Origin of the sequence: Kocuria sp. UBA1838 (genome assembly GCF_002338785.1) — a bacterium.
Classification (GTDB): Bacteria; Actinomycetota; Actinomycetes; order Actinomycetales; family Micrococcaceae; genus Kocuria; species Kocuria marina.
The window spans coordinates 124,093-134,972 of sequence record NZ_DDIY01000016.1 but is presented as its reverse complement, the minus strand read 5'-3'; the positions used below and the strand labels follow the sequence as shown (position 1 = coordinate 134,972).

General features: G+C 69.2%; 10 protein-coding genes. 6 read left to right on the top strand and 4 right to left on the bottom strand.

Features of this window, described 5'->3' with window-relative positions; genetic code table 11:
* A partial coding sequence (locus tag B3I25_RS08760) for an MMPL family transporter (protein WP_286738662.1) occupies window positions 1-2,766 on the top strand: 2,766 nt, incomplete at its 5' end.
* A 159-nt stretch (window positions 2,767-2,925) separates the two neighbouring features.
* Here B3I25_RS08760 and B3I25_RS08755 read toward each other — a convergent pair.
* Window positions 2,926-3,420, bottom strand: coding sequence for an Hsp20/alpha crystallin family protein (locus B3I25_RS08755; RefSeq protein WP_144997748.1), 495 nt, complete (start codon window positions 3,418-3,420; stop codon window positions 2,926-2,928).
* A gap of 259 nt (window positions 3,421-3,679) precedes the next feature.
* Here B3I25_RS08755 and B3I25_RS08750 point away from each other — a divergent pair, with 259 nt between their 5' ends.
* Window positions 3,680-4,099 carry a ChaB family protein gene (locus tag B3I25_RS08750; RefSeq protein ID WP_286738661.1) on the top strand — a complete coding sequence of 140 codons (420 nt, stop codon included), beginning with the start codon at window positions 3,680-3,682 and terminating at the stop codon, window positions 4,097-4,099.
* Between the two features lie 63 nt (window positions 4,100-4,162).
* On the opposite strand, the gene B3I25_RS08745 is transcribed toward B3I25_RS08750, so the two are convergent.
* The gene (locus B3I25_RS08745; RefSeq protein ID WP_064847130.1) at window positions 4,163-4,642 is read right to left on the bottom strand and encodes a GNAT family N-acetyltransferase; all 480 of its coding nucleotides are present in this window, start codon (window positions 4,640-4,642) and stop codon (window positions 4,163-4,165) included.
* A 61-nt stretch (window positions 4,643-4,703) separates the two neighbouring features.
* Here B3I25_RS08745 and B3I25_RS08740 point away from each other — a divergent pair, with 61 nt between their 5' ends.
* Window positions 4,704-5,666 carry a 1-phosphofructokinase family hexose kinase gene (locus tag B3I25_RS08740; RefSeq protein WP_098054638.1) on the top strand — a complete coding sequence of 321 codons (963 nt, stop codon included), beginning with the start codon at window positions 4,704-4,706 and terminating at the stop codon, window positions 5,664-5,666.
* 219 nt (window positions 5,667-5,885) lie between these two features.
* Entirely contained in the window at window positions 5,886-6,800 is a 915-nt protein-coding gene (gene surE, locus B3I25_RS08735) for a 5'/3'-nucleotidase SurE (protein ID WP_286738659.1), read from the top strand.
* Between the two features lie 178 nt (window positions 6,801-6,978).
* Here the strand turns inward: surE and B3I25_RS08730 are convergent, their stop codons facing one another.
* Window positions 6,979-7,413, bottom strand: a complete 435-nt coding sequence (locus B3I25_RS08730; protein WP_286738658.1) for an NUDIX hydrolase — start codon at window positions 7,411-7,413, stop codon at window positions 6,979-6,981.
* An 82-nt stretch (window positions 7,414-7,495) separates the two neighbouring features.
* Here B3I25_RS08730 and B3I25_RS08725 point away from each other — a divergent pair, with 82 nt between their 5' ends.
* Together B3I25_RS08725 and B3I25_RS08720 are read left to right on the top strand one after the other, a co-directional pair.
* Window positions 7,496-8,509 carry an NAD(P)H-dependent flavin oxidoreductase gene (locus tag B3I25_RS08725; protein WP_286738657.1) on the top strand — a complete coding sequence of 338 codons (1,014 nt, stop codon included), beginning with the start codon at window positions 7,496-7,498 and terminating at the stop codon, window positions 8,507-8,509.
* Window positions 8,510-8,643: 134 nt separating this feature from the next.
* Entirely contained in the window at window positions 8,644-9,480 is an 837-nt protein-coding gene (locus tag B3I25_RS08720) for a Dyp-type peroxidase (protein WP_286738656.1), read from the top strand.
* A gap of 348 nt (window positions 9,481-9,828) precedes the next feature.
* Here the strand turns inward: B3I25_RS08720 and B3I25_RS08715 are convergent.
* A partial coding sequence (locus B3I25_RS08715) for an FAD-dependent monooxygenase (RefSeq protein ID WP_286738655.1) occupies window positions 9,829-10,880 on the bottom strand: 1,052 nt, incomplete at its 5' end.

Here is a 10,880-nt window from a genome sequence, read left to right as displayed (position 1 = left end):
GAATCCATCGGGATGGCCGTGGGCACCTCCGGAACCGCCGTGTTCTTCGCGGCGCTGACCGTGATCGTGGCCCTAGTGGCTCTGAACGTCACGGCGATCCCGTTCCTGGGACTCATGGGCACCGTGGCCGGTGTGGCCGTGGCGATCGCCCTGCTGTTGACCCTCACACTCACCCCTGCTCTGCTCTCCCTCGCCGGGCGGCGTGTGCTGCCCAGGAAGGTGCGGGACGCCGCGCCCCGCGAGGAGAACATCGACGAGCACGACGTCGCCCTGCACCTGCGCCACCCCTGGATCACCACCCTGGCGTGCGCGGCCGTGCTCATCGTGCTCGCGCTGCCGGCCCAGACCATGCGCCTGGGCCTGCCGGACGCGTCCACCGAACCCCAGGACAGCACCCAGTACCAGGCCTACCAGCGCATCGCGGACGACTTCGGTGCGGGTGAGAACGGACCCCTCGCCGTGGTCGTGGACCTCCCCGGGGGTCTCAACGATGCCGAGGCCACCGACAAGATGAACACGGTGGCGGACCGCTTGGCGCAGCAGGACGACGTGGCCAACGTGCTCCCCGGTGTGACCACGGACGACAACACCACCGGCGTGATCCAGGTGATCCCCTCCTCGGGACCCGCGGACGCCGAGACCGAGAAACTCGTCAACAACATCCGGGACCTCAACGGCGACCTCCAGGCCAATGAGGACGTCCACGTGGGCGTGGCCGGCACCACCGCGGCGAACATCGACGTCTCCCATTTGCTGGGCGAGAAACTGCCCCTCTACCTGGGCGTCGTGCTGATCATCTCGCTGTTGTTGCTGCTCATGGTCTTCCGCTCCATCCTGGTCCCGGTGATCGCCACGCTGGGCTTCCTGCTCTCCGTGCTCGCGGCCTTCGGTGCCGTGGTGGCCGTGTACCAGTGGGGTTGGGGTGGCGCCGTGTTCGGCGTGCACGATCCCGGGCCCATCCTCAGCTTCCTGCCCACGCTGATGATCGGCATCCTGTTCGGCCTGGCCATGGACTACCAGTTGTTCCTGGTCTCCGGGATGCGCGAGGCCTACGCCCACGGGCACCCCGCGCGCCAGGCCGTGGTCTACGGCTTCAAGGCGGGCCGCTCCGTGGTCACCGCCGCGGCGATCATCATGATCTCCGTGTTCGCGGGCTTCATCTTCGCGGACATGGCCATGACCCGGCCCATCGGCTTCGCACTCGCGATCGGCGTTCTCCTGGACGCGTTCGTGGTGCGCATGCTCCTGATCCCCGCGGTCATGCGTTTGCTGGGCGAGAAGGCCTGGTGGCTCCCGCGCTGGCTGGACAAGATCCTCCCGCACGTGGACGTCGAAGGTGAGTCCCTCGCCGCGCAGGGTGCCGGGCAGTCCGGCACGGTCTCCGCGGGCGACGCCGCCGGGTCCGCCCCCGTCACCGGTCGCCATCGCGCGGTGTCCGGGAAGCGCCGGGGAAAGTCCGGTCACGGGCAGCACGCCGCGACCGCCGCCGTGGCCACCGCGGGTGCGGCCGGTGCGGCCGGTGTTTCCGGTCGGACGACGTCGCACGGTCACCGTGCCGGGGCCGGCGAGCGGACCCACGGTCATGTCGGGAACCACCGCACCGCGGCCGATCACCGTGCCACCTACCACCGGGGATCCGAGCGTCGCTCGGCCGGGCAGCACCATGCCACCGGGGCCCCTCTCGGTGTCGTGGCCGATGACGCCCAGCGCCGCGGTGAGCCCGCGGGCGCTGCCGAGAATGGGGGCTCCCGCGAAGACACCGCAACGCCCGGGACCGCGGGGACCCAGCGGCGTCGCGGTCGGCACGCGGCGGCTTCCACGAGCACGTGCATCGCCGAGGACCGGGCCGCCAAGCCGGCCGCGGACGTGATCGTGCGCGCCGCGGACCCGGTGCTGCGCGCCACGAACCAGGCGTTGCGGGTGCTCCCGGATGTGCTGGATTCCGAGGAGAAGCTGCTCGAGTCCCTGGCCGTGCGCGGCGAGGAAGCGGCACCGCACAAGGCGATGCACAAGCGCGCGAGCTTCGAGAAGGTCATGGTGGCCGGGTACCCGGTCATCGTCGCGCGGCCCAAGGCGGCCATCACCCGGGCGGACGCCCCGGTGGTCGTGCACTGGCACGGCGGCGCGTACGTGAACCCCATGACCACGGTGCACTGGCGCTGGATCGACGCCCTGATGCAGCGCACCGGGGTCACCGTGGTGGTGCCGGGCTACGGGCTCGCCCCCGATCACACGGTGGACGAGGCGCTCGAACTCGCCGACGGCGTGTGGGACCTGGCCCGTTCGTTCGGCCCGCGCGTCTTCCTGTCGGGCGACTCCGCCGGCGGTGGTCTGGCGTTGGCCCAGGCCATGCGACTGCGGGACGCGGACGATCTCGGCGTGGCGGGTCTGATCCTCATGGCCCCGTGGGTGGACACCACGGTGACGAACCCCCAGATCGAGGCGTACCGGGACGCGGACCACATGCTCGGTACCGACGGCGCTCGGGCCGCCGCTCGTTGGTGGGCCGGCACACGGGACGTCACCGACCCCATGGTGAGCCCCGCGTTCGGCGACGTGCGCGGACTGCCCCGCACGTTCGTGCTGCAGGGTGACCGGGACATGCTCTACCCGGACACCATGGAGTTCGTGGCCGAGCTGGTGCGAGCAAACGTGGACACCACCGCGGTGGTCTGTGAGGGCGGACCGCACGTGTACGCGCTCATGGTCTGGACGTCGCGCGCGTCCGAGGACCTCGACCACGTGGTGCGGTGGATGAACCGCTGACCCCGTCGTGAACATGAGTGTGCCCCGCAGGGTGACCTGCGGGGCACAGTCATGTCATGGGGCGGTGAGCCCCCGATTGAGCAGGCCTGTTCCCACCGGGTGGATTCGCCGGTCAGTGCCGGTGAAGGGTCGGTCCTGATCGGCCCTGTTAGGTTCTGGTTAGTCCTGCGACCCCTCGGAGTCCGTCTGCACGTTCTGCGAGCGGTCCTCGTCCGAGCCCTTGTCGTGCTCCAGGACCACGTTGTCGTGGTGTTCCTGGCCGGTGGCCACCTGGATCTTGCGCGGCTGGGACTTGGGGGACACGGGGATGGTCACGGTCAGCACGCCGTTGTCGTACGCGGCGGTGATGTTCTCCGTGTCGATGCCCTGGCCCAGGTTGAGCTGGCGGACGAACGAGTGGCTGCGGCGCTCGCGCACGATCCACTTGGTGTCCTTCTCCGCGGAGGGCAGACGACGCTGCGCACGGATGGTCAGCAGCTGACCGTCCACGTCCACGTCCACGCTCGTGGGATCGATGCCCGGCAGGTCCGCGGCAAGGTAGTAGTTGGCGCCCTGACGGTAGAGGTCCATGGGCATCTGCTCCAGGCCGTTGCGGCCGGAGAGGACCTGGTTGGCGAAGTTCTGGACCTCGGAGAACGGGTCGAATGTAGCCATGACGATTACTCCTTCACTCTGCGGCACCCACGTGCTGTGCCCCGCGAACCGGTCGATTACCCGCGTGGAGCCATCACGTTTCTTGAGTCTCTGTGACTCAACAACGTCTAATGTAGCAGGCTGTCGGCGGAAGTGCTAGTCATTGACGCACGAAAGCTGAGTGGCACTGACTCAAGCAGCGGGCGGGCCTGTCGCAGCGGCGTCGGCGGCGCGTAGGATCGAGCCACCAGTGACACCCGAACGCTCTGAGGAGGCCCCCGTGCCCAAGGCGAAGAAGAACGGCCACGCGCGTCAGGACGAGATCCCGTCCACGCTGCAACGCTCGGACGAGAAGGCACAGGACACGTTCGCGCAGACCTACGACTCGGCGCAGGAGGAATACCACGACGACGCCCGGGCGGCGCGCACCGCGTGGTCGGCCGTCAAGCACACCTACGAGAAGGTCGGGGACCACTGGGAGCCCAAGGAGCACAACGGGCCCTCGGACGACAGCGCCGAGAAGGGCGGCCTGAACTCGGAGGACACCGCCGGCGGGGTGGACGCTAACGCCAGCAAGGAGCACCTGTACGAACTCGCCCAGGAACTGGACATCACGGGACGCTCGGACATGACCAAGGACGAATTGGTCGAGGCGATCGACAAGGCCAATCAGAAGAAGACGCGCGAGGCCCGCGACTGAGGTTCACCGCTCGGCGGGTTCATACCCTGCGGGTTTATGACTGCTGGCCTGCGATCGGTGGGGCTACAACTGGCGGGCCAGGAAGACCGAGGCCGTGGTGGCGTCGTGGAAGGAATCCACGGGCTCGTAGCCGCGTTTGCGGAACATCGCGATCCCCTCGGTCATCTCCTCGTTGAGGGAGACCACGGCCGTGGTGGCGCCGAAAGCGCGCACCTTGTTCTCGAGTGCCCGCACCAGGGTGCGCGCGTGGCCCTGTCCGCGGTGTTCCGGGGTGACCCAGATCCGGCGCAGTTCCACGCGGTCGTCGTCGAGTTTGCGCACCGCGCCGCACGCGATGACCGAGCCCGTGACCAAATCCGTCATGAGGAAGAAATCCCCGTGCGGCGGAGTGACGTCCTCCGGGCCGGTGACCTCGGTGAGTTCGGGATCGAAACCGCCGTCGATCCGGTTGTTCAACTCGCTGAAGTACGCGCTCAGGGCGCGCAGCGTGTGCTCACTGGCGGCCTGACCTTCCACGATACGAACCGGTGCGGTGACGTTCATCCCACCATGGTGACACCTTGGTGTGCTGTTCACCAGCGCCCGTGTCATGTAGCTTTCGTTCGTGACCGAGACCCGCCCCGGCCCCAAGCCGCGTATCTCCATCCTGGTTCCCACTCCGCTGCTGATCACGGAAATCACGGAACCCGCTGCGCATCGCAACCGTAGTTCCCACGAGTCGGACGTGCACATGCACCCCGGCGGGCAGGGGCTGTGGGTGGCCCGGATGGCCGGGTCGCTGGGGGCGGACGTGTCCGTGAGCGGGCCGTTCGGCGGAGAACTGGGCTCGCTGATCCGCACCATGCTGGACGGGCTGGGCATGCAGGTCAATGCTGTGCGCTACGGGTACGGCAACGGCGGATACGTCTACGACCTGCGCGGTGAGGACCGGGAGACCGTGGCCCACATGCCGCCCCCGGAGCTCTCCCGCCATGAACTGGACGATCTCTACGGCACGGCGTTCGTGGACGCGCTCGCCTCGGACGTCCTCACGGTCACCGGGGCCGAACCCGGGGACGTGGTGCCGGCGTCGTTCTTCGGCCGCCTTATCCGGGACACGCGGGATGCCGGGACCACCGTGGTCGCGGACCTCAGCGGCAAGCCCGCACTGGCGGCCGTGGCGGCTAACGTGGACGTGCTCAAGATCAGCCACGAAGAGGTGCTCGATCTCGAGCTCGTCGCGGAGGACACCGCGGAGGCCCTGGTGAGCGCCGGACACATGCTGCTCGAACGCGGTGCGGGCGCCGTGGTGATCTCACGCGCCAAGGACCCCGCGCTGCTCGTGGAGAAGGATTCCGTGCGGGAGGTCTCCGCGCCGTCCATCACACCGCTGGACCACCGAGGGGCGGGGGACTCGATGACCGCGGGGATCTCGGTGGGTCTGGCGCGCGGTCTCGATCTCGTGGAGGCCGTGGCCCTCGGTGCATCAGCGGGAGCGCTGAACGTGGCGCGCCGCGGCCTGGGGACCGGCAACCGCACGACCATCGAGAAGTTCGCCCGCGAGATCACGGTGCGCACGCTGTCCTGACGTCCCGGGTGCTTGACCTGTGGCTCTCCGATTCGGTGCCACGACCCGGCTCCGGCTCGACGCGCCGAGCAGTTCGGTCTGACGCCCAGTGCACCCTGACCGGATGTGGTCGCGGGCAGTTCGGCCCGTGTGAAGTGTGACCGGGTTGGTCCTCCTGGGTGGCCTGGCCCGAGTACCGGGCTCTGGTCCGCGTGACGGGCGCGTGTCACCATGGTGCACATGCACATCCTGGTCACCAATGACGACGGCATCTCGTCCCCGGGGCTCGCGGTTCTGGTGCGCGCTGCACTGGATCGGGGGCACACGGTGAAGGTGGCCGCACCCGCCGAGGAGTACTCGGGTGCGAGTTCCTCCCTGTCCGGGGAGGAGATCGACGGCCGGATCGCGCTCGTCGCAGCCGCGCCGCCCGGGATGCCGCGCGACGTGGACTGCGTGGGCGTGAAGGCCGCACCCGCATTGATCGCGTTCCTGGCGTCCTATGGTGCGTTCGGCCAGCGGCCCGATCTCGTGCTCTCGGGGGTCAACCTGGGCGCGAACACGGGCAAGGCCACATTGCATTCCGGCACCGTGGGGGCGGTCCTGACGGCCGCGTCCCACGGGATCCCCGGCATCGCGGTGTCCATCACGTCCGGCGCGCCGCAGCACTGGGACACCGCGCACCTGGTCACCCGGTTCGCGCTCGAGCGATGGGAGACCCGCCCGTTCGACGAGTGGATCCTCAACATCAACGTCCCCGACGTCGCCCCCGAACGCCTCCGCGGCCTCAAACCCGCGCGGTTGGCGGGCTTCGGCGCGGTGCAGGCGCAGATCGGCCGCGGGGACGAGAAGCACATCGCCGTCACCTACAGCGCCGAGACCGGCCCGGAGGAACCCGACAGCGACCACTACCTCCTCACCCACGGCTGGGCCACGGCCACCCTGCTGCGCGCCCCGGTGGACGACCCCCACCAGACCCTGCGCACCTTCGCCCCGGACGCTCTGGGCATCACCCCCCGCGATCCCTCCGCCGACGACGCCGCACCCGCCCCCCCTGGACGAGGTCACCGTGGACGCCGCCACGGTCATGCGCCGCACGTGACCCGGAGCCCCTGCTGTCGCGGCGTGGAACATCGTGAAACGGCGATACCCCGCTGACCCGCCCCGGGAATGCCCGCCCATGTGACCCTCGCAAACCCTTGGGCACGCGGAAGCCAGTCCCAAAATTCTGGGCATGCGGAAGCCAGTATTCCGGCGGTTAAGTGACTTTGGAGTGCCTGAAAATCCGCGGTGGGCCTCTACGTGCCTCAAACTTTGCCGGTGGCCTCCGCGTGCCTCACGACTCGCAGCCAGAGACACATGCCCCGCTGGACGCGGCACGCAGAGCCGGGAGAGCGTGCAACCGGGCCAGGGGAGCGAGGTCCGTGACGTCCTCCGCACCCGCGAGGGGCTGCCACCGCAGTTCCACGATCTCCGCTGCAGGCACGGGGGTGTCGGTGAGCGGCACGGTGCTCACGAACACGTGACTGTGCAGCCCGTGACCGGGTTCGTTCGCGGCATCCGAGTGCCATTCCCCCACGGGGCGCAACTGCTCCGGGGCCAGCGAGATCCCCAGTTCCTCCCGGACCTCGCGGATCCCGGTCTCCAGCGGTGTCTCGTCCCCCTCTGGCTTGCCCCCGGGGAACATGAACATCCCGGTCGAACGCTTGCGCACGGTCAGGACCGCCCCGTCCGAGGCGCGCCGCAGCACCACACCGGTCACCTTGATCACGGGACGTGAGGGGGTCCTGTCGGCGCTGATGAGGGGACTGGCATCATGGGAATCCGGCACGCCCCCACTATAAGGAGCCACGATGACGAACCCCCTGCACGATCTGTCCGTACCCGTGGTGCAGGCGCCCATGGCGGGTGGCCCCTCGACCTCCGCGCTCGCCGTGGCCGTAGCGGAAGCGGGCGGACTGGGGATGCTGGCCGCGGGTTACAAATCCGCGAGTGCCATGGCGGAGGAGATCCGTGAGGTCGCCGCACGCACGGACCACTTCGGGGTCAACCTCTTCGTCCCCGAACGGGACCCCTCCGATCCGGAGCAGCTTGAGGCATACGCGCGAGCCCTCGCCCCCGTGGCCGCCGACCTGGACGTCCCTGCCCCGCAGCCGGGCCCGTTCACGGATGACGACTACCCGGCCAAGCTGGATCACCTCGTGGCCAACCCCGTGCCCCTCGTCTCGCTCACGTTCGGACTGCCGGGAGCGGCCGACGTTGCGCGGTTGCGTGAGGCGGGCAGCGTCGTCGTCCTCAATGCCACGGACGCGCGGGAAGTCGAGGCCGCGGCGGAACTCGCACCGGACGCGATCGTGGTGCAGGGACGCGAAGCGGGCGGACACCGGGCCACACACGGCCAGGCCACGACCCCGGAGGACATCAGCACCGCGGAACTGCTCGACCAGGCGCGTGAGTTGAGCGAGATCCCGTTGATCGCCGCGGGCGGGATCGCGAGTCGCGAGGACGCCGCGGGCCTGCTCGGCCGCGGAGCCGTAGCGGTGCAAGTGGGCACCCTGTTCCTCACCGCGCGGGAAGCGGGGACCAAACCCGCCCACCGGGAGGCCCTGCTGAACGGCGGGGGCAGGGACACCGTGGTCACCCGGGCGTTCTCGGGCCGCTGGGCCCGCGCCCTGCGTAATGGGTTCACCGACCGACTCGGATCTGCGCAGGTGAGTGGCTACCCGCAGGTGCATTACATGACGGCGCCGCTGCGGGCCGCGTCCGCGGGCGACGCCGAGGGGCTGAACCTGTGGGCGGGCACCGGTTTCGGCGCGTGCCGGGACACGAGCGCGGCGGAGATCGTGGAACTCTTCCGGGGGTTGTGACCCACTGCCGCGGGACGGTGCCCGAGGGCTAGCGTGGGAAGGACAGCACACCCGCCCACCCCGGATCGACCGCGCTCGGTACGCCCAGGACGCGTGAGCATCCGGGTGGCGCACCGCCCACCCACGGAGAGCCCATGCCCACTCGGAAGATCGTGGCCGCCCCGGCCAAGTCCGCGATGTTCCTGGTCCTGACCATCGAGGAGGGATCGGAGGCGGAGGTCGCGGACATCCTCACGGGAGTCTCGGACCTCACCAAGGCGGTCTCGTTCCGCGTCCCCACGAGTGACCTGTTGTGCGCGGTCGGTATCGGCTCCGATGCGTGGGACCGGCTCTACGATGCGCCCCGCCCCAAGGACCTGCACCCGTTCCCGGAGATCGTGGGTCTCGTGCACACGGCGGTGTCCACCCCGGGGGACCTGCTGATCCACTTGCGCGCGGCCTCCCAGGACATGTGCTTCGAGCTGGCCAAGCACCTCATGAAGCGCCTGGGCCCGTACGTGGACGTGGTGGACGAGGTGCAGGGCTTCACGTTCTTCCAGGAACGCGATCTGCTGGGTTTCGTGGACGGCACCGCGAACCCGAAGGACGAGGACGCGTTCACGGTCGCGGTCGTGGGCGACCAGGACCCGACCTACCGCGGCGGCAGCTATGTGCACGTGCAGAAGTACCTCCACGACATGGGCGCGTGGGAGGCACTGTCCGTCACGGAGCAGGAGCTGGTGATCGGGCGAACCAAGCTCGAGGACATCGAGCTCTCGGACGAGGACAAGCCCGCCAACTCGCACGTGGCCCTCAACGACCTCGACGACGTGAACGGCCGGGCCCGCGAGATCATGCGTGACAACATGCCGTTCGGTCGCATGGGCACCGAGGAGTTCGGCACGTACTTCATCAGCTACGCCGCGGATCCGGGCGTCACGGAGACCATGCTCGAGAACATGTTCCTGGGCGATCCCCCCGGGCACGTATGACCGCATCCTGGACTTCTCCACCGCGGTCACGGGTCCCTGTTCTTCGCGCCGCCGCGCTCGTTCCTGGAGGACCCGACCACGGTGCCCCCGCGCGACGGCGCCCCGGTGACCGCACCGCAGGACGTTCGCGAGTCCCCGGACGCCGTGCCCCGCGCCAAGACCGAACTGCGCCTGGGCCTGGACGCCGCGATCGGCTACTCGTCCCACACCGCGGAGACCGTGGACCTCTACTTCCGGGAGACCCTCACGTTCCGGGTCAACACGTCCGAGGCGAGCGTGGTCATCACTCGCTGGGCCCGGCCCGGGCTTCGTCACGGCTCACCGGGAGTGCCCCCCCCGGGGGCCGGGTCAGTTCCTGCGCAGGAACTTCCCGAAGAACTCGGTGAGTTCGTCGGTCGCGTCGAGCGGCAGGACTGCGGCCACGTAGTGGTCCGGGCGGACCACCACGACGGCGCCGTCGCGGCTGATCATGCGCACGTCGAAGACGTCCTCGCCGGGGATCGCGGCGTAGACGCGCTCCCAGTAGTTCAGCTCGAACGGGCCCACCTGCGGCTTGAACGCGCGCGGCACCTTGGTGATGTCGACGTCCGTGTAGGGCTGCTGGTAGGTGACGTCCACGTCGAAGAGGGTGGCATCGCCGTCGTCATCACGGCGCAGCGCCACGAGCGGGGATGAAGGATCGTTCTGCCACCACTCGGCGAACGTGGTGGTGGGGGAATCCGCCCCGGCCACGGAGCTGTCCGCGAAGACGTGGATGCGCCAGCGCCCGTCCGCGGTGGCCTCGTGACCCTGGTGCACGACCATGGAATCGCACACGCGCTGGACGCGGGCGGACTTGAAGCGCTTACCCACCGGGTAGCCCTCGGCGAAGTCCTGGTGGTCGGTACCCGCCGTGATCAGGGACGGCTGGTACTCGGTCATGAACCCGGCCGGGAACTCCGCGGTCTTCACGTAGAAGTCCTCGAGGTACGTGGGGTCCGGCAACTTGTCCTGCGGGGTGGCCATGAGGGTGGACCACTCACGGTCGAAGTCGATCAGGTTTTTGGCGATCACCTGACGTTCCTCGGAGTAGGTGTCCAGCAGGGACTCGTCTGCGCGCCCGGAGAGCACGGCCCCGAGCTTCCAGCCCAGGTTCCAGCCGTCCTGCATGGACACGTTCATGCCCTGGCCGGCCTTGGCGGAGTGGGTGTGACACGCGTCCCCGGCGATGAACACGCGGGGCGCGCGGGTGCCGCGGTCCTCGGTGTCGACGTCGTCGAAGTGGTCCGTGAGGCGGTGGCCCACCTCGTACACGGAGGACCAGGCCACGGACTTCACGTCCACGCTGTAGGGGTTGAGGATCTTGTTCGCGCGGCGGATGATCTCCTCCACCGGGGTCTTGCGGATCTCGTGGTTGTCGT